This window comes from Vibrio splendidus (assembly GCF_001557875.1).
GTDB classification, from domain to species: domain Bacteria; phylum Pseudomonadota; class Gammaproteobacteria; order Enterobacterales; family Vibrionaceae; genus Vibrio; species Vibrio splendidus_F.
In genome coordinates this window covers 251418-276590 of sequence record NZ_LNRF01000006.1, presented here as the reverse complement: position 1 = coordinate 276590, position 25173 = coordinate 251418, and the positions used below count along the sequence as shown (strand labels likewise).

Below are 25173 nucleotides of genomic sequence, written 5' to 3'. Positions count from 1 at the left end.
CAGAGCTTGTTCCTTTTGAAACAAGCTCTGTTACTTTAACATTTTTCTGTCTGCTCGCAGGGCGCTATTTTACACCTACTTCAAATTTAACATAGGCTTAAGAAAGCGAGCTGTGTGTGAACCTTCGACTAATGCCACATCTTCAGGTGTACCTTCTGCAACAATCTCACCACCACCTTGCCCACCTTCTGGGCCAAGATCTAGGATCCAGTCTGCTGTTTTAACGACATCTAAGTTGTGTTCAATCACGACAACCGTATTACCGTGATCGCGCAGTCTATGTAATACAGTTAACAGTTGCTGGATATCGTGGAAATGAAGACCTGTTGTTGGCTCATCTAGAATGTATAATGTTTTCCCTGTGTCTCGTTTCGATAGTTCACGCGCCAATTTAACACGCTGGGCTTCACCACCAGACAAGGTTGTCGCTGCTTGCCCCAAGCGAATGTAAGATAGACCTACGTCCATGAGTGTTTGCAGTTTACGTGCAATCACTGGTACTGGATTGAAGAACTCACGCGCATCTTCTACGGTCATCTCAAGAACTTCGTCAATGGTTTTGCCTTTGTAGCGAACTTCTAGAGTTTCACGGTTATAGCGTTTACCTTTACACACATCACAAGGCACATATACATCGGGTAAGAAGTGCATCTCTACCTTGATTACGCCGTCTCCCTGACAAGCCTCACAACGACCACCACGAACGTTAAAGCTGAATCGACCTGGCTTGTAACCACGAGAACGTGATTCCTGAGTGCCTGCGAATAACTCTCGGATAGGGGTGAAAATACCGGTGTAGGTCGCAGGATTTGATCTAGGGGTGCGACCGATAGGGCTTTGGTCAATATCGATCACTTTGTCGAAATGCTCTAACCCTTTAATCTTTTTGTGCTGTGCTGGAACTGCGGTTGTTGCACCGTTTAATTGAGTGTGGGCGACTTTAAAGAAGGTGTCATTGATCAGCGTTGATTTACCCGAACCTGATACACCCGTAATACAACTGAACAATCCAACAGGAATTGTCGCGGTCACATTCTTTAGGTTGTTTCCTGTTGCGCCAACGATCTCTACGACCTTTTTCTTGTCGATAGGCGTTCTCTTTTCAGGTACTGCAATTTCTTTAGCACCGCTCAGGTATTGGCCTGTCAAAGAGTTCGGGTTTTCGATGATGTCTTGCATGGTACCTTCTGCCACTACGTGACCACCGTGCACCCCTGCGCCTGGACCGATATCGATAACATGGTCAGCACAACGAATTGCATCTTCGTCATGTTCCACGACAAGCACGGTATTACCTAAGTCTCTGAGGTGTATCAAAGTTTGCAGTAGACGTTCATTATCGCGCTGGTGGAGGCCAATCGATGGTTCATCCAGTACATACATAACGCCAACTAAACCGGCACCGATTTGGCTCGCCAAACGAATACGTTGCGCCTCACCACCAGACAGCGTCTCAGCACTGCGTGATAGGTTAAGGTAGTTCAAACCAACGTTGACTAAGAAATGCAGACGGTCATTGATCTCTTTCATCACTTTATCTGCGATCTGCCCACGCTGACCGTCTAACTTCAATTCTTGGAAAAATTGTAGTGCGTCAGCAATGCTCAGTTCAACGATTTCCGGCAGTGTTGTATCACCAATGAAAACATTTCGAGCTTCTAATCTTAAGCGAGTGCCATCACAACTTGAACAAGACTTGGTTGAGATGTACTTGGCGAGATCTTCACGCACCGCGCTAGATTCAGTATCACGATAACGGCGCTCTAAGGTATTTAAAATGCCCTCGAATGGATGACGTTTAACTCGAATATCACCTCGGTCATTGATGTACTTGAATTCCACTTCAGTACGACCTGATCCTTTTAGAATGATCTCTTGAGTCTTTTTCGGTAGAGAATTAAATGGCGCATACAGATCAAAACCATAATGTTCTGATAGCGATGTGAGCATTTGGAAATAGTAGTAGTTCTTTTGATCCCAACCTTTGATCGCACCTTCTGCAATGCTTAGGTTTTCATCTAAAATCACTCGGCTTGGATCAAAATACTGTTGAACCCCAAGGCCATCACAAGTACCACATGCCCCTGCTGGATTATTGAAAGAGAATAGGCGAGGCTCAAGCTCTTGCATGCTGTAGCCACACTTTGGACAAGCGAAGTTAGCAGAAAATACGATCTCTTCTTGATCTGTTTGGTCCATCCAGCCAACAACCGCAATACCGCCAGATAGCTCCAGTGTTGTTTCAAAAGATTCAGCCAAGCGTTGTTGTAGATCTGGGCGTACCTTAAATCGGTCAACCACGACTTCAATGGTGTGCTTCTTATGAAGTTCAAGTGCTGGTGGATCGGATAGATCACAGGTTTCACCATCAATTCGCGCACGGATAAAGCCTTGCGCAGCTAAGTTTTCCAGTGTTTTAACATGCTCGCCTTTGCGCTCTTTGACGATCGGTGCCATTAACATCATCTTTGAGCCTTCAGGCAGTTCTAATACCTTATCGACCATTTGGCTGATAGTTTGCGCCGCGAGGGGGATATTGTGATCTGGACAGCGAGGTTCGCCAACTCGCGCGTACAGTAATCTAAGGTAGTCATAGACTTCAGTAATAGTACCGACGGTTGAGCGAGGGTTATGTGACGTCGATTTTTGTTCTATTGAGATCGCAGGAGACAGGCCTTCAATGTGGTCGACATCAGGCTTTTCCATAAGAGATAGGAATTGACGAGCGTAGGCGGATAAAGACTCAACATAACGGCGCTGTCCTTCTGCGTAGAGTGTATCAAACGCAAGTGACGACTTTCCTGAACCGGATAGCCCGGTGATGACAGTCAGTTTGTCACGAGGAATGGTTAGGTTGACGTCTTTGAGGTTATGCGTACGAGCGCCTCTGATTTCTATTTTATCCATCTCAATAGACCATGTAATTTTAAGTGGCTAAAGTATTACATAGAGTGAGATTTGTGCAAAGTTTTACTGGATAAAAAAACAGTAAAACAAAAAAGGGCGACTCACAGAGTCACCCTTTTACCATTCGAAACGCTAGTTATTAACCAGGCGTTATGCTTCTTTCTTGGTCGAGTGCTTACCTAACTCGATTTGCTTTTGGTCTTTTTTGTATAGGTTTTCAAAGCAGTAGTTTGTTGCTTCGATATAACCTTCAACACTACCACAGTCAAAACGTTGGCCTTTAAATTTGTAAGCTAATACACAGCCCGCTTTTGCTTGTTTTAGCAATGCATCGGTAATCTGGATCTCGCCGCCTTTACCTGGTTCAGTCTGTTCGATAAGTTCAAAGATATCCGGAGTCAGAATATAACGACCAATGATCGCTAGGTTGCTTGGTGCAGTGCCTTGTTCTGGCTTTTCTACCATGTCATCAACACGGAAAAGATCATCTTTAATCATTTCGCCAGAGATAACACCGTACTTGTGAGTTTCTTCTTCAGGAACTTCTTGTACAGCAACAATAGAGCAGCGGAACTGTTTGTATAGCGCAACCATCTGAGCTAGCACGCCTTGTTGCTCGTTTACACAAAGGTCATCGGCAAGTACTACTGCAAAAGGTTCATCACCCACCAGTTCGCGACCCGTTAAGATAGCGTGACCTAAACCTTTCATCTCACGTTGGCGAATGTAGGTGAAGTTTGCCGCTTCAATCGTTTCACGGATATTAATTAGAAGGTCTTCTTTATTGGTGCCGCTAATTTGGTGCTCAAGCTCGTAGTTCTTATCAAAGTGGTCCATCAATGAATGCTTACCACGACCAGTGACGATACACATTCCATCCATACCAGCTTCGATAGCTTCCTCTACACCGTATTCAATCAGAGGTTTGTTTACTACAGGCATCATTTCTTTCGGCATTGACTTAGTAGCTGGTAAAAAACGTGTACCGTAGCCAGCAGCCGGGAAAAGGCACTTTTTGATCATGATAAGACCCTTTATCTATAATAATTATTGATTCAACTGAGTTGTTGATATTTCTGAGGGCAACTCTAGCATAAGTTATGTCGAAAATTCAGCAACAATAGCCATGGTTTACTAGAGCTTCCCTCAAAATTATCGTCAGGCTAAGAGGCGGATCGATTATGCAAGTAGGTTCTGGTTTGCCCAAGCAATGGCTTGAACTCTATTTTTGACTGCCAATTTACGGAATATCTGATAAAGGTGAGATTTAACCGTAAACTCACTAATAAACAAGTCATCGGCGATTTGTGTGTTTGATGACCCTGATTGAAGGCAGCGAATCACTTGGATCTCACGAATGGTTAAATCAACATTGGTTGGTGTCGTGTTGGTATTGACCATATTACGATAATAAAACAACAGTTGATTGGTTACCTTCCTTGGCAGCCAGTTATCGCCATCAATGACTTCTTGAAGACCACGAGCAATCTTGTCCTTTTGTTCAGTGTTGTAAAAGAGTCCTTTTAGTACCCCATAGGTAAGAAGCTCTGAGGTTGGAAGTTGCTGGGGGACATTGAATAAAATGATTTCGTGATTTTTCCACATAACAGTCAGGTTAGGGCAAATAATCAGCAGTTGTGGTACTTCTCTGTAATCGACGAGCAAGATCCGGTTACTCTGTTTTCTATCAACAAGCATTAAATCGTTCGGTGTCATCTTATAAAGGATAATAGATAAGTGCTTTTCTATCTCTTTTACGTGTAGGTAGGTGTCGCTTGGATCGATGCACATAAAGTGTAAAGTGCGAGCATATCGAGACTTTCTCATTGAAACTCCGTGTTCTAATAACATGAGATTTCACGTTGTCATGCACGCTTTCGCTTCTCTAGCACCTTGTTTATGACTTGCGTTGAATATCAATCTGCGAAGTAAATGAGTGGTTTGTAAGTGGAGAAAAAAGCAACATCGCTCTGAATATCATGATTTGTTACGTTTTTATTCTTTGTAGTGGAGTGAGAATAGGAAGCGATTTATCACAGCAGAAAAGCGTGCTATTCTTGTGCGCTAAAAATTTTCTGAGACTATGAATTTAGACGGAGCAAATCATGGCTAGCCGTGGAGTTAACAAAGTTATATTAGTGGGTAACCTAGGTAATGACCCTGAAATTCGTTACATGCCAAATGGCGGCGCAGTAGCGAACATTACCATTGCAACGTCAGAGTCATGGCGTGATAAAGCAACTGGCGAGCAGCGTGAAAAAACAGAATGGCACCGTGTTGCTCTGTTTGGCAAGCTAGCTGAAGTTGCTGGAGAATACCTACGTAAAGGTTCTCAAGTTTACATTGAAGGTCAACTTCAAACTCGTAAATGGCAAGATCAAAGCGGTCAAGATCGCTACACAACTGAAGTGGTTGTTCAAGGCTTCAACGGTGTAATGCAAATGCTTGGCGGCCGTGCTCAAGGCGGTGCTCCTGCTCAAGGTGGTATGGGCAACAACCAACAGCAAGGTGGTTGGGGTCAGCCACAGCAGCCACAACAACAGCAGCAGTACAGTGCTCCAGCTCAACAGCAGCCGAAAGCACCTCAACAAGCTCCTCAGCAGGCTCAACCTCAATATAATGAGCCGCCAATGGATTTTGATGATGACATCCCATTTTAAGCCCTGTTTTTAATATATTATAAAGACAGTATTAAATTGGAAAAAGCCGCGTTTATCGCGGCTTTTTGTTACCTACAATTCTTAACGCTTTATTTACAACGTCAATTTATAGTATAAGTAGCAATACGGTATAATGTGAGTTGAAAAGGATTTCGTTATTCATGAGATATACCCCGACACTAAAATTGAGCACCCGATTGGTCGCATTTGTCACCGTGATAGTTATCAGTGCAATGTTCATCCTTTTTATTGGTGGCACACTCTCCTTTAAGCGCATTGGGCAGGAGTATTTAGATCACTATTTGGTTGGTATTGTCGAGGTTGTAGATAAAGAGATGGAAGATCCAGACGCCGCGTATTCAATGCAGCGCTGGATGCCTAAGATGTTGCAAGCGAGCAATATTGTTGAGATGAAACTCTCGAACAAGACTGGCATCGTCTATCGTTTCAAAGATACCTCCCCACAGATAGATCCCAATCGTCTTTATGAAAAAAGCTTTATTTTAGAGCGTAATGAAGGTTACCTAATCGAATTTAAAGCGCTTCCTCCTTATATTGGCTACAACTACTCAATGGAAGCGATGTGGTCAATTACTTTGGCTGTCGCATTGGTCTTGTTCTGTCTAGCTCACGGTGTTCGTTGGTTGAAAGAGCAACTCATGGGTTCTGAGATCTTAGAAGAGCGAGGAAGAATGATCCTTGCTGGGCAGGTTGAACCTCACGCAAAGGGGGATGAGCGTGAATGGCCTTATACTGCAAGTGAAGCCTTAGATGTATTGATCGAAGAGCTGCAAGACGCTCGTCAAGAGCGAAGTCGCTTTGATACCTTTATTCGTACCCATACCTTCCTAGATAAACTCACGGGTACGGCAAACCGAGTTTTATTTGATAATAAACTGGAATCGGTACTGCATGAGAGTGGTGCCCGAGGTGGTGTGTTACTGATACGTATCGACGAATGGGAACAAGTTCGTGATGCTAACGACAAGCAAACCACTGACGGCTTTATTATTGAAGTGGGTGAAGTCTTATCGAATATCGTTCAGCGTTATCCCGATGTCATTTTTTCTCGCTATTACGACGCGGACTTTGCTGTATTTATCCCTCACCAGGGTGCAAAAGATATTGCGACTTTGGCAGCTCAGTGTCTAAGGCAGTTAGATAAATTAAACCCGCCAGAGCCTTTGGAACCTGATAACTGGTGTCATATCGGTGTGACTATGTATACCGAAGGTGAGCGCCACAGTCAGATCATGGATGAAACGGAAACAGCATTAAAGAGTGCCCAGTTGGAGCGTATAAATAACTGGAGCCGTTACCCGAAACAGAATAAGAATGAGTTGGATAGAGGCAGTGTTCGTTGGAGAACATTACTTGATAAAGCTCTGCTTCCTGAAAATTTAGTAATCTTTGCTCAGCGGTGTTATCTTATGCCGGAATCTGGTCAAGCTAATGAATTACATAGAGAAATATTTACTAGAATTCAGGACCCTGACAAGGGTTTATTGAAATCGTCTCGATTTATGCCTGCAGTAGAGCAAGTGGGTTATCAAGCTCAAATGGATCAATCTGTTTTGAAGGTTTTGTTGCGTTCGCTTAAAGAATCAACTCAATCTATCAACTATTCAGTGAATCTGAATGTTACCCCATTTGCTAATAAACAGCATTTTAAGTGGTTTAGGAGTGAGTTGTTACAACTCTCTGCTCAGCACCGCTCTCAGCTTGCTTTTGAGTTTCCGGAAGGACACTTGATTGCTCATCTTGATTATATGAGACCGGTGGCAAAGATGCTGCGAGGTTTAGGGTGTAAAGTGGTGGTTGGTCAAGCGGGGCGAACCATTGTTAGCACTCACTATATAAAGGACTTGAAGGTTAATTACATTAAGCTTCATCGAAGCCTAATAAAGAAAATTGACCAAAGGCATGAGAATCAACTGTTTGTTCGAAGCTTAATTGGGGCATGCGGTGATTCTTCAACTCAAGTTATTGCTGTTGGAGTCGAGACAAAACAAGAAAAGAACACCTTGATAGAGTTAGGCATTAACGGCTATCAAGGGAGATATTTCGACGAAGAACAACAAATTATCCCTTTGCCTAATCACGTTGAAAAGGCTGCAAAAGCGGAATCTGTTGTAAAAGTTGGACGAAGAAATCGATGGCGTAAGAGTAGTAGTTAAGAATGAATTTTAAAGCGATTTTAGACAAGATAAAGCCAACGAATAATAAAGGTAGCTCGCAAGTTGTCCTGCTGGGCAATGATGCCATTTATATTTCATCGACAGAACAAGAACCTCAAGTAACCAGCATTCCCGTGGTTAATGGGGACTGGGAGAGTGCGCTAAAAAAATCGCTTAGCAGTGAGGCGTTTACCAGTAATCGTCTCCAGTTGGTTGTCTGTGCTAACTACTACCAAACCTATCAACTTGATAAACCGGACATTCCAGAGAGTGAATGGTCGGTTGCGTTGCCATTTTTACTCAAAGATCTCGTTTCTGAAAGGGTTACTGAGATCACGGCGAGTGCGGTCGCGCTTCCGACGTCGAACAAGCTGCAAGTGTATGTCTTGCCTAAAAAGCTGTTAGATAAGCTTCTAAATATTGCCAACTCGGTTCAGATCGAATTAGTTGGAGTCGCTCCTGAAGATGAAATCTGGGGTTACAGTGCTGGCGAGTTGTCTAACTTCATACTTTTACAGCGCAGCTCAAATTCACACTTTAAGCTTGGTGCGTTTGTTGAAAATACCGTTTGTTTTCAAAGAACGATTCGAAGTGTTGTTCCACCTTTAACTGGCGTAGCATCAAGTGCCCTACAGTTAGATGGTCTCGCTTTAGAACTACAACGTTCGATAGATTACCTTTCTTCTCAAATTAAAGGCACTCAACTTCATCAGTTAAAAGTCTGTTGTGATGAGGAAGATGAGGCTGAATTACAAAGTGCTTTAAATAGTACGTTGAGCTCGACAGTTTCATTGTTGGTTGAAGGTGAGCGTGATAATTCAGAGAGTTTGTTGGTCAAACTCGCAGCTGAAAAAGAGACTTTTAATGTCAACCTTTACCCTGAACACCTTAAGCCTAAAAAAGAATATTTTACGCTGACAAATGTTGTTGCGAGCTGGGGGATAGTTTGTGTTTTATTGCTTGGTGGGTACTTCGCGATGCAGTATCAAGCTTCTAATCTAGATAAAGAACTAACAGCCTTGCAACAAGACTCGAATCAACTTAACAAGCAAGTTAACCAGTTGAATAGTAAGTTAACTCAACATAAACCGTCCGCAGAGAAAGTGGCGGCTGTTGCGCGTCTCAAACGTGAGACTGAGGCTAAAAAAGAGGCTTTGAAGGCGGTCGGACAATACGACGAATCCCAACAAGTCGGGTATTCTGGCGTCATGAATTCCTTAGCTAAATTAGGCCGAAATGACATCTCTCTTTCGCACATCTACATGACCCACGACACTTTAGATCTTAGTGGTTTGGCTCGTAACGCAAATGTCGTTCCGAACTGGATTGGTCAGTTTAAGAGTGAGCTTAATTTAGTCGGACGTGCTTTTGAAAAACTTAAAATTGGCCGTAATGACCAGGACGTGGTGACGTTTGAATTAAGTACTCGCAGGGAGAGTAAATAATGCAACAGTGGAACCAGCTTAGCGATAAGTTTCTTGCATTAAGCCAAAGAGAAAAATGGCTACTTTCTGTGTGTGGTTTTGTTGGCCTGTCCATGTTGTTATTCACCTTATTGGTTGAGCCCGCGTATCTCGACTTACAAGCGAAAAATGCCAAGACGATGAGCCTGACTCAATCGAATCAAAGGCAGCAGGGTGAATTACTTGTTCTGCAAGCTAAGTTAAACAAAGACCCAGATAAAGAAATTAACCTCGAATACAAGAAACTCATGCGAGAGAGCCAAGACCTTTCTCTGCAACTTTCAGAGATTGTCGATGGATTGATTACGCCTTCTCAAATGTCGCAATTATTGGAGAGTGTTCTTAATGCCGGTAATGGGCTAAAGCTTGAGTCGCTGGAGTCGTTAAAACCGGAAGCGATTTCGAATAATAAAGAGACCAGTGAATATTCTGGCTACTTTCTTCACCCTGTGAGAATGGAATTGACGGGCAGTTACTTTGATATTTCAACTTATCTTCAAGCGCTTGAATCTTTGCCTGTTAGCTACTACTGGCGCACATTTGAATACTCAGTAGAAGAATATCCTAAAGCTCGACTGGTTTTCGAGGTTTACACGTTAGGTACTAGACAGGAGTTTATCGGTGGTTAGAACTCTTTTGTTATTTCTGCTGTTTAGCAGTTCCGCGGTGTGGGCTGAGCAAGATCCCACTGCGCCATTAGGCTGGCTTTCACCTCAACAGAAGACAGCTAAGAAAGCGCCAACTCGTTATCGTCTACCTTCTCTAGAAAGTATTGTGTGCAAGGGAGATGCACCTTGTTATGCCATTCTGAATGGTCAGGTTCTCGGTCAAGGGGAAACGATCCGAGGGTACCGAGTTAAGAACATAGATCCAGAATACGTCACTCTGCAGAGAAGCTCTAAGCAGTGGAAATTAGAGATGTTCTCTTTAGATGTTAAGAATAATTAAGGTTAGAGTGAAGACATGCGTAAACTTGTAGTAGCAATCCTAGTGTCATCTTTGGTCGGCTGTTCGATGGGGCATAGAGATCCTGTTGAGATTAAAGAATCTTTAAACGAATCAATTAATGAAGCCAATAGCAAAGCGCTTCATGATCTACCTTCGTCGGTACAAGATGACCTTATGCCTCAGCTTAGTTCTGACTCTATGTCTCCGGGAATGGAAACGGTTAAGCGTTTTCGTATTCAGGCTAAGGGTGTTGAAGCGAGAACGTTTTTTGCAAGCCTAGTAAAAGGTACTGAATACAGTGCCGCTATTCATCCAAGTGTCGCTGGGAAACTCACTTTAAATCTAACCGATGTGACGTTAGATGAAGTGCTGGCTGTTGCTCAAGATATGTATGGTTACGATATAGAAAAGCGTGGCAAGGTTATTCAGGTTTACCCAGCAGGTCTGCGCACTGTAACGATCCCTGTCGACTACTTACAAGTTAAACGTTCTGGTCGCTCATTAACGACGATCACGACAGGGACAATCACGACTTCTGATTCAAACTCGTCGAGCTCTTCCAGTTCCAATTCAAATTCGTCGAATTCATCCAACTCTTCTAACTCATCGAATTCTACATCGAACGGTGGTACAGAGATTGAAACGACCTCTGAAAGTGACTTTTGGCCACAACTTGAAGCCGCCGTTGCTCACTTAATTGGTTCTGGTGATGGACAGAGCGTCGTTGTTACCCCGCAAGCCAGTGTGATTACTGTGCGTGCTTATCCTGATGAAATCCGTGAAGTTCGAGAGTTCTTAGGCGTATCTCAGAAGCGCTTACAACGCCAAGTGATCTTGGAAGCAAAGATCATGGAAGTGACTTTGAGTGATGGCTACCAGCAGGGTATTAACTGGACCAAGATGTTCTCGTCAAATGGTACTAACTACACAATTGGCATGGGCTCTATTGTTAAAGATGCAGCCGGTACGATAATCCCAGGTACATTGCCAGGAATGGACCCAATTGGTGCAGCTTTAGGTGGTCAATCTAACCTAGTTGTTTCTGGTGGTAGCTTTGAAGCAGTATTAAGTTTCATGGATACACAGGGTGATTTGAACGTGCTGTCTAGCCCTAGAGTGACAGCTGCGAATAACCAGAAAGCGGTTATTAAAGTGGGTACTGATGAATACTATGTAACTGATTTATCAAGTGCTGTTGGTAGTGGCGATAACGCGAATGTCGCTCCTGAGGTTGAATTAACCCCGTTTTTCTCTGGTATCTCTTTGGACGTGACACCTCAGATCGATGATAAAGGCAGTGTGTTCTTACATGTCCACCCGGCAGTTATTGAGGTGGATGAAGAGGTCAAAGAGCTTAACTTGGGTTCAACAACGGGGGTCGTGACGCTTCCTCTGGCAAAAAGCTCCATTCGTGAGTCTGACTCAGTGATTCGAGCTCAAGATGGTGATGTTGTAGTTATTGGTGGCTTGATGAAATCAAATACCAGCGATGTAACCTCTAAAGTTCCATTCCTTGGTGATATTCCAGCCCTTGGCCACTTATTCCGTAATACCAGTCAGTTGACACAAAAAACTGAGCTTGTGATCTTGCTTAAACCGACAATCGTCGGTGTGAACACATGGCAAACAGAGTTAGAGCGTTCTCGAGATCTGCTTCAACAGTGGTTCCCAGATGATGAAGAGTAGTTACTTGCTTTTTCAATGTAGATTGGCAGCATCTAACTAAGCTAGGTTACTTATGTATCAAGCTCATTTTGGTTTTGAACAACTGCCATTTACCTTAACGCCGAATACCGATTTTTTTTATGGTTTAGCGCCTCACTTTGAAGCGATTCAGACGGTAATATCGGCGTTAGAAATGGGCGAGGGCGTGATTAAGGTCACCGGAGAGGTCGGTACTGGAAAAACCATGGTTTGCCGGATGCTAGTCAATCATCTAAATGATTGTACCGCTCTAATTTACCTGCCAAACCCTGTGCTCTCAGGTGCAGACCTACGCCAAGCCGTTGCTAAAGAGCTCGGTTTGACTATCGACAGTGAAGCAACCTTGGTTGACAACATTCAGCATAAGCTCATTGAATTGCACAATTCGGGTTTAAGAGTGGTGGCAATTCTTGATGAAGCTCAGGCCCTATCGGATGAAGCTCTCGAAACACTAAGGCTGTTTGGCAACCTTGAAACAGAAGATAAAAAGCTGCTGCAGATTGTTTTATTGGGGCAGCCTGAGCTGGATGCTCGACTAGAGGCTTACCATCTCAGACAGTTTCGCCAAAGAATCACGTTTAGTTCAATTTTGAGGCCGCTGACTCTCGATGAAACGGTGGCGTATATTGATAACCGGATCGCTAAATCTGGTGGTAATCCTGAGTTGTTCAGTTTGAATCAAAAAAAGGCGATTTGTCGATCGTCGTTAGGTATCCCTAGATTGATCAATCAACTTTGTCATAAGGCTCTATTGCTGTCGTTCAGTGAAGATAAGAAAAGTATCGACAACCAGCATCTGTTTTCCGCTATGCATGAAACATACGATGTGTGTAAGCCTAAATTTAAAACGCCAATACTGTGGGGTTGGAATTAATTATGAGCGTCATTAACAACGCCTTGTCTGAATTAGCAAAGAAAAAATCAGCGACTTCGATTGAAGCGGCAGTTGTACCTAAAGTAAAAACACGTTCCCCATTGGTTTGGGTCGCAGCAGGCTTTACTCTGAGTTTAGCAATGGGCGGTTGGGCGATATCGCAAGGTCCAGTGATTGAACAGTCAATCTCAACTCGAGATTTACAGGTTCAGGTCTCTGTCGTTGATGATTCAAATGGTATTCAGAAAGCAGTTCAACCTATCTCATCACCAACTAAGAAACTGGTGAAGCTAGACTCTGCGAGCTTTTCAACAGAAAACTCCGCAATAGTAAAAAGCGTTCAAGCTAAGCCAGTTGTATCTGATCCGGTTGCTGCGTCTATCCCACAGCCTAAAAAACAGCAAGCATCAACGAAAGCTCTAAGCGCGCCTCAAACGACTAAGACTGAAATTCCTCAGCCGATTTACGTTGCTAATGTGGCAAAAACAGATTCAGCCTCTACCTCTAATGGGTCAGTAACTTCTGGTGGTTCAGAATATAACGGAATGTTGATCGAACAGGTTGAGTTAACACCTGAGCAATTATCTGTGAATGCACAAGGGCGAGCTCAAAAAGCGCTTGATGCGAATGATCTTACTGGTGCTCTGAAAAGCTACACTGAAGCTCTACGTTATACGCCACGAAATGAAGATGTTCGTCAAAAACTCGCGATTCTCTATTTTGGTAAGGGTGATACACGTAAAGCGTACGAGCTGTTTCAGTCAGGGATTAAGCTTAACATTAACAGTGAAAAGCTACGCTTGGGCCTATCTAAGCTTTTGGTTAAAGCGAACCAAGCAGAAGCGGCTTTAAGTCCATTAATACATTTACCACCGAACCCTACACAAGATTATCTAGCAATGCGTGCGGCATTGAGTCAAAAGTCTCAGCAAGAAGAAGTGGCCTTGGAAAGTTACCAAAAGTTGGTTGAGATTGATTCAGATAATGCTCGCTGGTGGTTAGGCTTAGCTATCCAGCAAGAACGTCAGCTCGATTTCGTCGCAGCTAAAGCGTCATACCAAGGTGCGTTAACCAGAGTAGGTATCTCATCTCAATCACAAAGCTTTGTGCGTGACCGGTTAAAAATACTCAATGCTTTAGAGGAGAGCGGCGATGCAAATTAGATTAAGAAAAAGGCTTGGTGATTTGCTTGTCGAAGAGGGCATCATCACTGAGGCTCAAGTTGAGCAAGCACTAGCTGCTCAGAAAAGTACCGGTCGTAAGCTGGGGGATGCACTGATTGAACTTGGCTTCTTGTCAGAGCAACAGATGTTGAGCTTCTTGTCGCAACAGTTAGCGATTCCTCTTATTGATTTAAGCCGAGCTGTTGTCGACGTCGAAGCGGTACAGCTTTTACCGGAAGTACATGCTCGTCGTCTTCGTGCATTGGTGATTGGACGCCAAGGTGACACTTTGCGTGTTGCAATGAGCGACCCTGCCGATCTGTTTGCCCAAGAATCTTTGCTTGGTCAGTTAGGAGATTACGCACTTGAATTCGTTGTTGCTCCAGAGAGGCAATTGGTTGATGGCTTCGATCGCTATTATCGAAGAACTAAAGAGATCGCCTCATTTGCTGAGCAGCTTCACGCTGAACACCAAGTTAATGATGCCTTTGATTTCGATATCGCTGAAGAAGACAGTGACGAAGTTACAGTAGTAAAGCTAATTAACTCGCTATTTGAAGATGCAATCCAAGTCGGCGCTTCTGATATCCATATCGAGCCAGACTCAAACGTACTGCGTCTTCGCCAACGTATCGATGGTGTGCTGCATGAAACATTGCTGAACGAAGTGAACATTGCTTCTGCACTTGTACTACGCTTAAAGCTAATGGCAAACCTCGATATCTCAGAGAAACGTCTTCCTCAAGATGGTCGCTTTAATATCCGTGCTAAAGGTCAGTCGGTTGATATTCGTATGTCGACCATGCCAGTACAGCACGGCGAGTCTGTGGTTATGCGTCTTCTTAATCAATCAGCGGGTTTACGTAAGTTAGAAGCGTCGGGTATACCTAGCGATCTGTTGGTTCGTCTTCGTCAGCAACTGCGCCGCCCACACGGTATGATCTTGGTTACTGGACCGACAGGTTCGGGTAAAACCACAACCTTGTATGGTGCATTAAGCGAACTCAACGAACCGGGTAAAAAGATCATTACCGCGGAAGATCCGGTGGAATACCGTCTTCCTCGTGTAAACCAAGTTCAGGTAAACCCTAAGATCAATCTCGATTTCTCTACAGTCCTAAGAACCTTCTTGCGTCAGGACCCCGATATCATTCTTATTGGTGAGATGCGTGACCACGAAACGGTTGAGATTGGCCTAAGAGCTGCATTAACCGGCCACTTAGTATTAAGCACCCTCCATACCAATGATGCGGTAGACAGTGCACTGCGCATGATGGATATGGGAGCACCAGGTTACTTGGTCGCAAGTGCTGTTCGAGCGGTCGTTGCACAGCGCTTGGTTCGCAAAGTGTGTACCGATTGTAAGGTTGAGGATGAGTTAGATGAACCTCGTAAGCAATGGCTGAGCGTTCGTTTCCCTAACCAAGTGGGTGTGCCGTTTATGAAAGGCCGTGGCTGTCAGAACTGTAATTTAACCGGTTACCGTGGGCGTATTGGTGTATTTGAAATGTTGGAGCTAGAACAAAACATGATGGATGCGCTAAGAGCTAATGATGCGGTTGGTTTTGCTCAAACAGCCCGACAGTCTGAAAATTACAAACCGTTATTGGCTTCTGCGATGGAACTGGCTCTGCAAGGTGTCGTGAGTCTCGATGAGATCATGCATCTTGGCGAAGGCGATGCTTCTGGTGCCACCGACCCAATTTATTTGTAGGGGTAGAGTGATATGCCAACGTATCGTTATGTAGGTCGCAGCTCTGATGGTAGCCAAGTGAGTGGTCAATTGGATGCGAATAACGAAGATCTTGCTGCTGAAAGTTTGATGAGCAAGGGGATCATTCCAACCTCTATCAAACTAGGTAAAAGTGGCGGCTCAGTCTTAGATATGGATGTATCGAGCCTGTTCTCTCCGAGTGTACCTTTAGAGGTGTTGGTTCTGTTTTGCCGACAGTTATACAGCCTAACCAAAGCGGGTGTACCACTTTTGAGGTCGATGAAAGGCCTTACCCAAAACTGTGAAAATAAGCAGTTGAAGGCTGCTCTCGAAGAAGTGGTTGCTGAGCTTACTAATGGTCGAGGGTTAGCGGCATCAATGCAGATGCACCCTAAGGTGTTTAGCCCGCTGTTTGTATCTATGATTGGCGTTGGTGAAAACACAGGTCGTTTAGATCAGGCTTTACTGCAATTAGCTGGATACTACGAACAGGAAGTTGAGACTCGTAAGCGAATCAAGACCGCTATGCGTTATCCAACGTTCGTGATCAGCTTTATTTTGATCGCAATGTTCATTCTTAACATAAAGGTGATTCCACAGTTCTCTAGCATGTTTGCGCGCTTTGGCGTCGACTTGCCGCTACCGACTCGTATCTTAATTGGCATGTCGGAGTTCTTTGTGAATTATTGGGGCTTAATGCTTGGCGTGATCTTTGGTCTTATCTTTGCTTTTAAAGCCTGGGTTAAAACAGATAAAGGCTTGGAAAAGTGGGACAGATTACGCTTAAAAATGCCAGTTATTGGCGGGGTAGTGAATAGAGCACTATTGTCACGCTTCTCACGTACGTTTGCTTTGATGCTAAAAGCCGGTGTACCACTAAACCAGTCGCTAGCATTATCGGCGGAAGCCTTAGATAACCGCTTTCTAGAGTTGAGAGTTCAAGCTATGAAGTCGGCCATTGAAGCCGGTAGTACGGTTTCATCGACCGCGATTAACAGCGAAATTTTCACACCGTTGGTGATACAAATGATTTCAGTAGGTGAAGAAACTGGTCGTATTGATGAACTCTTGCTTGAGGTGGCTGATTTTTATGATCGTGAAGTCGATTACGATCTGAAAACCTTAACTGCCAGAATCGAACCGATCTTGTTAACCATCGTTGCAGGTATGGTGCTGATTTTGGCGCTAGGCATTTTCTTGCCGATGTGGGGAATGCTGGATGCAATCAAAGGCTAGGGAATGCTAAATAACCTACAACGCTCACGTTTTGTTATTTGGACTGTGGTTATTCTTTTTCTTATTGTCGGTGTGCTTTCAGCATTTAAAACAGTAGAAGAAGAAGCGACTAACACGGCATTGATCGTGGCGAGCAAGCGGATTTTAGAGCAAGCAAATTTATTCAAACAGCAGTATTTGTTATCAAGCTCCGAGCAAAACAATGCTTCGGAGCACCCCAAAAGTTATAGTCGAACGGGCTGGATAAAGCCGATTCAAGGTACGGAGCGAGACTGTAATTATTGGCTTGAGGAATTATATCCCCAAGAGAGTATTTTAGGGCTAAGATCGCCAAGTATTGAAGACAAAAGTGATAACATACATTTTCATTGTCGTTATCATTATAGTGATAAGTATCAAATAGATATATTACTCAAAAATGAAAGGTTTAGTGTGAAAGCCAATATTTTGGCTTTGTGAAAATATTGACACTGTTTTTATGGTTTTATACGTGTGCAAATGTATAATGCGCGTTAGCAATTAGATGAGTAGGTAGAAAATGCTTAAAAATCAAAAGGGTTTCTCCCTAGTCGAGTTGGTTATTGTGATTGTAGTCGTTGGTTTATTGGCGGTTGCTGCTTTACCTCGTTTCTTGGATGTGACCGATGAAGCCAAGAAATCAAGCATTGAAGGTGTCGCTGGTGGTTTTGCAACCGCAGTTTTGTCGGCAAGAGCACAATGGGAAGCGGAAGCAAGGCCTTCAGAGAAGATTGGTGTTGAAACATACAATACTGTAAATTATGATGGTGTTGATTTTTGGTTAACAAGATCAAAGAACAGTAACAACGTGGAAACTGACTTCCGTGATGGCTACCCTTGGACTCTGAATAGCGATTCTGGTACAGCGCCACAAGATATTTCAGACCAAACATGTTCTGAGTTGATGGAAAACTTATTGCAGAACCCACCTAAAGTAGGTGCGGTTTCAGATGTTGCTAGCGACTCAAATTACAAATATTCAGCGCAAGCGAATTCAGGTGACGCAACGTGTACTTACATTCAATTAGAAGGTAATACCGAACACCAATTTGTTTACGAAATTAAAACTGGTCGTGTGACCGTAACTTTGCAGTAAGTCTGCGTAAAATTAAACATAGAGAGAGCTTAACTATGAAAAGACAAGGCGGTTTCACCCTAATCGAACTAGTGGTTGTAATTGTTATTCTAGGTATTCTTGCTGTAACTGCGGCACCACGTTTCCTAAACCTGCAAGATGATGCTAAAAATGCAACACTTGAAGGTCTAGCTGGTGCTATCCAAGGTGCTGCAGGTATTGTTTACGGTAAGTCAGCTATTGATGGTGAGGAATCTTTATCATCAGCGTCTGTTACTATTGACGGCAATGAAGTTGCTACAGTTTTTGGTTACCCTGCTGCAACATCTGGTGCAATTGAAGCTATTGTTCAAGGTGTTGGCACTGGAGAAGATTTTGAGTTTTTAGGTTCAGGTACAGATACAGCAGTATTTGGTATTACCGGTTATACAACGAGCTGTGTTGTATATGCTCCAGCAACAGCAACAACAGAAGCTACTGCAAACGCAGTCGTTAGTGCTGGTGTTTGTACTAACGTACAATAGATAAATTTTTGTTGAATAAAAGGCCAGCTCCTGCTGGCCTTTTTTCTATCTACTACACATAAATATCAAAACTATTCATATACATAAGATCGTCAGTTTCGTTATCTTGTATAATCAGTATTCGTTAGGCAGTTAGAGGCTCATTATGGATAACAGCCCCACACCCAACGGCTTTACTCTGGTAGAGCTGATCATCGTTATCATTATCCTCGGTATTATTTCAACGTTTGCCGCGAGTCGCTTCGTTGGTACCTCTAGCTATTCTACTTTTACTGCGCAAGAACAAGCCATCTCCGTAATTCGCCAAATCCAAGTCAATCGAATGCAATCAAACGTTTCTGCTGCTAATGATAGCTTTCGTCTTGCTATTAATAGTGATTGTTTAGGCTCAGTGGCCGCGTGTAACTTAAATCTTTCGAATAGCGCTCAAAAAACACAGGCCGATGCACGTAGTGATTATGTGCGTGAATCAGATATTTCATTTTCTCCAGCGCATACGGTTATCGACTTTGATTTATTGGGAAATCCTTCAGTAAGCGCTGGAGTGAACATTACGATTAACTCCACCACTTCAAGTAATAGCGCTCAAGTTTGTATTAACTCTCAAGGTTATGTACGTGAGGGAGTGTGTCTATGATTCGTTCACGTGGCTTTACTCTAATTGAAAGCATTGTGGTGATTATCGTATTGGGAATTGCGATGGTCACTATTACTAGCTTTTTAGCACCACAAGTTGCAAGTTCTGCTGACCCACATTATCAAAACCGTTCAGTGGCGCTAGGCCAGAGTTTGATGAACCAAATATTGGCACGTGGTTTTGATGAACATAGTGATTTTGATGGTGGTCTGGTGCGCTGTGGGGACGCAGATGCGACTGCTTGTTCTGCTCCTAATGAACTCGGAGTGGATGGGACAGAGGCAACGCCCGCAGCTTTCAATGATGTCGATGACTATATCGGTTGTTGGTACACTGATACTACGGAGCCAGCGTGTGTCTCATCAACTAAGTATCCGCTCGCTAATATCCTTGATGAAAATATTGAAGACAGTTATGCCAATTTTCGTGTTGAGGTTTCCGTGCTTTATGATCAAAACATGGACGGTATTAACGATAACGTTATCGGCACGATGAAACGCGTTGAATTAGAGATTTTTGGTGGTAACAACCGCTATAGCGTGATCGCTTACAAGGGGAACTACTAATGAAGCAACGTGGTTTTACTCTTATAGAAATGATTGTCACGATCGTGGTCGTTGGTGTTATTGGGTTAGCAATTGCGGGGTTTGTTGAATATGGCATGAAAGGGTATGTTGAGACTATTGACCGACAAAAGGTACAAGTGAAAGGGCAATTTGTTGTCGAGAAAATGTCGCGAGAGATAAGCCACGCGGTTCCTAACAGTTTTGATTCGAGCATTGTGCCTGCTTCGGCTTTTGCTCAAAAATGTCTTACCTTTTACGCTATTAAATACTCAGGCTTTTATCACCTTGATGAAGCGACAGATGAACTGAATTTTATTATCGGCCAGGACTCCCCAATACTTGATGCAGATGACTTTCTAATTATTAACCCAACGAATTACTCTGACTTAGGAGCGGGTTCAACTAAACGGATTTCAGTCTCAGGTTTGATCTCTACGAATAATGTGTTTACCGCGACCTCTGTTAATCTTAGCAGTCAGTCTATTGCTCAACGCCATTATATTTACGATGAGAGTGCTTCGGTGAGCTACTGTTTGGTGAATGATACCGTTCAGAATCAAGGCCTAATTCAACGCAATGGAGTCACCGTTGCGGATAGTATTAATTATGCTGAAAGTAATTTTCGTTATGAAGAACCAAGCTTACAAAGAGGTGGTGTGATTCACATCGACCTTGTGCTTGAGCAAAACAGTGAAGTAAGTGTTTACCAACAAGATGTGCAGGTACTCAATGCGCCATAGAAAATCATCTCAACAAGGCAGTGTTTTGGTCGTCGCAGTATTTGTTATTGTGGTGATGGGCTTCCTTGCGACTTCTTTAGTACAAGTTCAGTGGTCAAATCACGATACATTGACGCGCAAGCAGCTTGGAACACAGGCTTGGCTATTAGCACATTCAGCGAATGAGTGGGCACTCACTCAAGTTTATCCATTAACAGTGTCGCCTGCGGTTTCAACGAGTGTGAGTACTGTGTGTAGCAACTTAAATGCCAATCAAGTGAGTAGTGGTATGTCGACTATCTGTAGTGTAGACCAGTTAACTTGTCGTCAGATCGGTGTTTTAGATGGCGTTGGTTTTTTCAAAATAGAATCAACAGCTATCTGTGGCTCGGGTATCAACCAAGTACAGCGTATCCAAGAAGTTTGGGTGAGGGAGTAGTTATGTGGAAGTATTTCTTTTTTATATCTCAATTCTTTGTCGCGAACTTCGCATTTAGTAGCTCATGGGATTCTTGCACTATCAACCTATCGGGTAAGGATGGGTTTGAGATTACTTATGAGGTTGATCATAATTCGAACACTGAATTGTCAGAGTCTAGTAACCTTTTATGGAGTAATAAGTCTTCAGGCCAGTCGCCTATTATCAGAGATCCTAATGCCAGAGATGATGATGATATTCGACTTGTATACTCTAAAACGAATAAGACTCTAACTGCATGGAGAAATGGTTCTCATACATCAACCGCTTCAAGCTCCCTTTACGAAAACAATAATGGGAATGTAACTTTTTGGCTTCATCATGGTGATGATCTGAGTTGCGATGTAACGGAGCCACCAATCAACCAAAATCCTCAGTTTGAATTTGGCACCCTAACTGATACAGAGTGTACTACTTCTCAAAATGGCCAACGTACTTGTACGATTATTTTTGATAACACTTATGATTCGGCTAAGCCAAAGCCATTAGTTTTCGTTATGCCTACTATCGACGCAGGTCTATCTAAGCTCTCTCTTAATCAAACTGAATTACCTTCAACAGCTTCCGTTACTGCGACTACAAGACTAACTGCTACCATTGTTCAAGAGGTTGCCCCCCATCGAAATGCGGCAAATTACGTTAACTTTGTAAATGATGCCCCAATGCATAATATTGATTACTTTGTTATTGAACCTGGAGTTATCACCCTAGGTAACAAGGCGAAGATAGTCGCAGGCTCGATTGAAACTAAGGTCGCCGCTTCATATATTCAAAGTGAACGAGGTAACAAAGTTACGATTAACTATCAAGATTATGGTTTACCTTCCAACTTCTCCAATACTCCCGGGGTTCTTGTTCAACCTCAAACCAAAAGAAACAGCTCTAAGTGGTTTACGGGTATGGCTAGAGAAGTTAAAAAAGATAGATTTTTCTTGTCATTAGAGAAGTCAGAGGTGACGAACAACAATCACCTTAGCCAGAAAGAGACCGTGGGTTTCGTTGCTGGTGAGGGTAACGGGTTTATTCAAGGTGCACGTTTTTGGTTAGGTGATGGGCAGACACTCAAAACAACTGAACTTAATGAGAAGGTCATATCTCCTATTGAGCAGGGATGTTTAGAATATACCGATATCGGATTTGCGGGGTTTGATGCTCCGCCGATTTTAGTCGCTAACAAGAACTCTCGTGACGGTAATAATGGGGGGTGGTTACGTCGCTGTGACGTCACTAAAAACAAAGTTTATTTTGTCGTTGAAGAGGATATGGATAAAGATAAAGAGCGTGGCCACGTAAAAGAAGACGTTGGTTTCTTTATGTTTGACAGACCTAATGACATAGGAATTTGTGAAGGCTTTAATAATAAGAGCCCAGTGCAAACATGGAAAGGATCCAATGGTAGTTTGGAAATCAATGGTTCTCCCCAAATAGTAGGGTCACTGAGAGATGGCGGGAATCGTTACGTAGGCTTTTTAAACTCAAATACCAATGATAGAACGGGTGTCGCTTGTGAAGGCCAGCAATGTTTCGGCTTAGATGATTTACTTATTGATAAAGAAGCATTAGAAGATGTTCCAGATAACTTAGGCAACTCATTAGATATCCCTTACACCCATAATGTCATTTCCTTACCTATCACTGTTGGTGGTGTGAAGATCTACGAATATGACAGCATCTCAATTGGTACTGGTGCTGTGGTCGAAATAGAGTCTGGTAAATATAAAATTGGCACACTGAATATCAATGGCACGGGGAAATTACGCGTCAAGAGTGGCGATACGGTGACCGTTTTCACTAAAAACTTATCAGTAAATAATGATGGTTCTGCGGGAATCCCAATCATTCGTTGGAATGGTGATAAGCCAGTTCTTGCGGGTGACACTCATTTTAGGGTGAACGTATTATCAAGTGGCACTCCATTTGTGAGCCTAAATGGAAATGGAACGTTTGTAGGTTTGCTTTACAGTGAGCAAAACGTGGATATGAGCGGAAATGCCAGGGTGTATGGTGCAGTCTCTGCTAAATCTGTGAATATGTCATCAAGCGCTTTAATTCATGCTGAGACCAGTTGTATCGTACCTGTTGATGACTATGAAATAGATATTTCTCCTGCGACCGATTTAGCTTTGATGTGTGGTGATGACTCTCCTCAATTTACGGTTAATACTTCGAATAATGGCGTGGCAGAAAGTCTAGAAGTGACTATAAGTATCACGCCAACTCCTGAGGAGTTTGATGTTTCCGTAAGTAAAGGTACTGGAGCATACCCTAACTATGTTTCAAATGAGGATGGTGAATTAACTTTAAAAGTTGTCGCTAAAGATACTGCCAATATTGATTTTGATACAGATTATAAGCTAACGGCGACATTAGTAGATGATTCTGGCAAAGAGGTAGAAAGTCAGTTCAAGTTCGTACCATTTAAATTCTCTTTAGTGGATGGCAGTACTCCAAAAAATCGTCTTGACGTTATTGCGGGGCAAGCTACACCGACAGTAACTAAAGTTTTAGCGTGTGATTCTGGTGATTCAATCGTAGTTGCTGAAAATTATGTAGGTGAAGCTGGGGATGAAGTTACCATTGCTCACGAACTTGATAGTTCTTGGAGTGGCTCCGATGGCTCGCTGACTTACTTACCTGAGTTCAAAAAAGGCAGTGCCTCAACTGACTTAACTATCTCTGAGTCAGGGCTTTTCAACGTTACTTTAAAAGATAGTAGCTTTGATTGTACTGGTTTCGCTGGCTGCCCAGAAGATGGGAGTTATGATGTTGAAGGGAGTTTCTCTGTCTACTCTCGCCCGTGGAAATTTGCAATTTGTACTAATAAGAGTTCGGACGGAAACAGTAACGATAAAGACTCAGACAGTTTCAGTAGTGCGGGAGAGTCATTCGATGTTTATGCTCGCCCAATAAAGCATACAAATTCATCTGCAGTTTGTACTGACGATAACTTGCTGACGAACAATTACTTTAAGTCGACAGCAAGCGTAAAAGTTACAACGACTTTAGATACCCCTCTAATTACGGTTTATCCTGACGCTAAGTTAGGTGATTTAACCCCTGTAGCTCAGCTAACTAAACAAATTTCGTCGAATGACCAGGCGAATAAAGGTTATAAGTTCGATAGTTTGAAGTACTCAGAAGCGGGTAGCTTTAACTTCATTGCGACAGAAACGGGGAGTTTCTACGGTTCAATTTTAGGTGGTTTATCTGGCAGTAAATCGATAGGTCGTTTTTATCCTAAATTCTTTGTTCAAGGTACTCCGGAATGGAATGTCGCCAATCAAAATGATATAGCATACTTAAGTCAAACTTATGATTCTACAATTCACCAAGTATATCCAATGGCATCTGGTGAAAGTGATACGGATGATGCGCTCAATAACTACCGATTCTTCAGTTCAGACCTGCAAGCTAGTTTTGGTATTCTGGATGACACCAGTATAGATAATGATTTCTTGCTAGATACGGACGCTGGTACATGGTCTGCTGATCGTAAACATTGGTTACTGAATGACAATGCAGCTGAGCTGCAACGAGTTACGGATTCAGATTATGTTAGCCGCAGAGATGGTCCTTTCAATACCAGTGATGCTAGCGCAATAGCCACTAATTTTGGTTTAACAGTGACAGGAGTAGATCCTGTGTCATTTACGGATTCAGACTCTGTTACCGGTTCGACAGTATTCCCAGTTCAACCTCCTGCTCGTTATGGTCGAATGGCGCTCGATGATATTGGTGGCAATTCCGGTTCTACTTTAACGATTCCACTTCGTGCTGAGTTTTGGGATGGCAGTGAGTTTGTTGTGAATGAGGATGATGATCGCAGTACTTTCAATGGTTCAAATGTTTGTAAGCAAGTCATTTGGACCAGTAATGATGTGAAAACCACATTAGTTTCACTTAGTGGTAGTGGAGATGTAAATGATGGTGAAGAAGAAGTAACTGCGGATCAAAATACGCCGACTGGTACGGATACACCACGAGAACAGGTTCGTTTGTGGCTAAGAATGGATGACTCGGAGCCAAGCAAAAAGACTGGCGAAAATGACATATCATGTTCTGGTAGCGATCAAGAGCAGCCATGGCTGCGTTACAACTGGCGACACTTGGGGGACGAAGATCCCTCCACGGTCGTCACATTTGGCATCTATCGCGGTAACGATCGTGTGATCTACCGAGGGGAAAGTGGCTTAACAGGTCAGTAATAATATAATTTTTGCCCCTTAAGTTAGGAATCTGTAAGAAATTGCGGGTTTCAGTCCATGTTTATACTTCAATGCCTTGCCGTGACAGCAAGGCATTGGTACATT

The 25173-nt window shown here is 43.1% G+C and carries 21 protein-coding genes; 18 read left to right on the top strand and 3 right to left on the bottom strand.

The features are described from left to right. Positions 1-75: 75 nt before the first annotated feature. The 3 genes from uvrA to ATB74_RS15710 form a co-directional block, all read right to left on the bottom strand. Complete coding sequence (uvrA, locus tag ATB74_RS15720; protein WP_061019115.1) at positions 76-2907, bottom strand: excinuclease ABC subunit UvrA; 2832 nt, start codon at positions 2905-2907, stop codon at positions 76-78. Between the two features lie 150 nt (positions 2908-3057). Beyond that, the gene (gene galU / locus ATB74_RS15715) at positions 3058-3930 is read right to left on the bottom strand and encodes a UTP--glucose-1-phosphate uridylyltransferase GalU (protein WP_061019114.1); all 873 of its coding nucleotides are present in this window, start codon (positions 3928-3930) and stop codon (positions 3058-3060) included. Positions 3931-4086: 156 nt separating this feature from the next. Further along, positions 4087-4734 carry a LuxR C-terminal-related transcriptional regulator gene (locus tag ATB74_RS15710; protein WP_061019113.1) on the bottom strand — a complete coding sequence of 216 codons (648 nt, stop codon included), beginning with the start codon at positions 4732-4734 and terminating at the stop codon, positions 4087-4089. Between the two features lie 278 nt (positions 4735-5012). On the opposite strand from ATB74_RS15710, the gene ATB74_RS15705 reads away from it, so the two are divergent. From ATB74_RS15705 to ATB74_RS15620, 18 genes are all read left to right on the top strand, one after another. Further along, complete coding sequence (locus ATB74_RS15705) at positions 5013-5567, top strand: single-stranded DNA-binding protein (protein ID WP_016797199.1); 555 nt, start codon at positions 5013-5015, stop codon at positions 5565-5567. Between the two features lie 161 nt (positions 5568-5728). Further along, on the top strand, positions 5729-7744 hold the full coding sequence (gene csrD, locus ATB74_RS15700; RefSeq protein ID WP_061019112.1) for an RNase E specificity factor CsrD: 2016 nt from the start codon (positions 5729-5731) through the stop codon (positions 7742-7744). A 2-nt stretch (positions 7745-7746) separates the two neighbouring features. Then, positions 7747-9189, top strand: coding sequence for a hypothetical protein (locus ATB74_RS15695; protein ID WP_061019111.1), 1443 nt, complete (start codon positions 7747-7749; stop codon positions 9187-9189). Next, positions 9189-9836, top strand: coding sequence for a type 4a pilus biogenesis protein PilO (gene pilO / locus ATB74_RS15690; protein WP_060982969.1), 648 nt, complete (start codon positions 9189-9191; stop codon positions 9834-9836). Before ATB74_RS15695 ends, pilO begins: the two co-directional genes overlap by 1 nt. Then, positions 9829-10155 carry a hypothetical protein gene (locus ATB74_RS15685; protein WP_060982970.1) on the top strand — a complete coding sequence of 109 codons (327 nt, stop codon included), beginning with the start codon at positions 9829-9831 and terminating at the stop codon, positions 10153-10155. The genes pilO and ATB74_RS15685 overlap by 8 nt, the downstream gene beginning before the upstream one ends. A 15-nt stretch (positions 10156-10170) precedes the next feature. Then, the gene (mshL, locus tag ATB74_RS15680; protein ID WP_061019110.1) at positions 10171-11841 is read left to right on the top strand and encodes a pilus (MSHA type) biogenesis protein MshL; all 1671 of its coding nucleotides are present in this window, start codon (positions 10171-10173) and stop codon (positions 11839-11841) included. Positions 11842-11893: 52 nt separating this feature from the next. Further along, positions 11894-12733 (top strand): ExeA family protein, encoded by an 840-nt coding sequence (locus tag ATB74_RS15675; RefSeq protein ID WP_061019109.1) that lies wholly within the window; start codon positions 11894-11896, stop codon positions 12731-12733. Positions 12734-12735: 2 nt separating this feature from the next. Further along, positions 12736-13896: a tetratricopeptide repeat protein gene (locus ATB74_RS15670; protein ID WP_061019108.1), complete on the top strand. Its 1161-nt coding sequence runs from the start codon at positions 12736-12738 to the stop codon at positions 13894-13896. Further along, complete coding sequence (locus tag ATB74_RS15665; RefSeq protein WP_061019107.1) at positions 13886-15610, top strand: GspE/PulE family protein; 1725 nt, start codon at positions 13886-13888, stop codon at positions 15608-15610. The genes ATB74_RS15670 and ATB74_RS15665 overlap by 11 nt, the downstream gene beginning before the upstream one ends. 12 nt (positions 15611-15622) lie before the next feature. Further along, positions 15623-16846 carry a type II secretion system F family protein gene (locus ATB74_RS15660; RefSeq protein ID WP_048657953.1) on the top strand — a complete coding sequence of 408 codons (1224 nt, stop codon included), beginning with the start codon at positions 15623-15625 and terminating at the stop codon, positions 16844-16846. A 3-nt stretch (positions 16847-16849) separates the two neighbouring features. Further along, positions 16850-17305 (top strand): hypothetical protein, encoded by a 456-nt coding sequence (locus ATB74_RS15655; protein ID WP_060982975.1) that lies wholly within the window; start codon positions 16850-16852, stop codon positions 17303-17305. A gap of 79 nt (positions 17306-17384) precedes the next feature. Continuing rightward, entirely contained in the window at positions 17385-17960 is a 576-nt protein-coding gene (locus ATB74_RS15650; RefSeq protein WP_017071538.1) for a prepilin-type N-terminal cleavage/methylation domain-containing protein, read from the top strand. Between the two features lie 35 nt (positions 17961-17995). After that, positions 17996-18463 (top strand): type II secretion system protein, encoded by a 468-nt coding sequence (locus ATB74_RS15645; protein WP_060982976.1) that lies wholly within the window; start codon positions 17996-17998, stop codon positions 18461-18463. Between the two features lie 145 nt (positions 18464-18608). Next, a complete protein-coding gene (locus tag ATB74_RS15640; protein ID WP_061019106.1) occupies positions 18609-19100 on the top strand; it encodes a prepilin-type N-terminal cleavage/methylation domain-containing protein in 492 nt (163 codons plus the stop codon). Beyond that, the gene (locus ATB74_RS15635) at positions 19097-19666 is read left to right on the top strand and encodes a type II secretion system protein (protein WP_061019105.1); all 570 of its coding nucleotides are present in this window, start codon (positions 19097-19099) and stop codon (positions 19664-19666) included. Before ATB74_RS15640 ends, ATB74_RS15635 begins: the two co-directional genes overlap by 4 nt. Further along, positions 19666-20406, top strand: coding sequence for a prepilin-type N-terminal cleavage/methylation domain-containing protein (locus ATB74_RS15630; RefSeq protein WP_061019104.1), 741 nt, complete (start codon positions 19666-19668; stop codon positions 20404-20406). The genes ATB74_RS15635 and ATB74_RS15630 overlap by 1 nt, the downstream gene beginning before the upstream one ends. Then, positions 20396-20824, top strand: a complete 429-nt coding sequence (locus ATB74_RS15625; RefSeq protein ID WP_060982980.1) for a hypothetical protein — start codon at positions 20396-20398, stop codon at positions 20822-20824. Before ATB74_RS15630 ends, ATB74_RS15625 begins: the two co-directional genes overlap by 11 nt. A 2-nt stretch (positions 20825-20826) precedes the next feature. Beyond that, positions 20827-25068, top strand: coding sequence for a DUF6701 domain-containing protein (locus ATB74_RS15620; protein WP_244270924.1), 4242 nt, complete (start codon positions 20827-20829; stop codon positions 25066-25068). Positions 25069-25173: the final 105 nt, after the last annotated feature.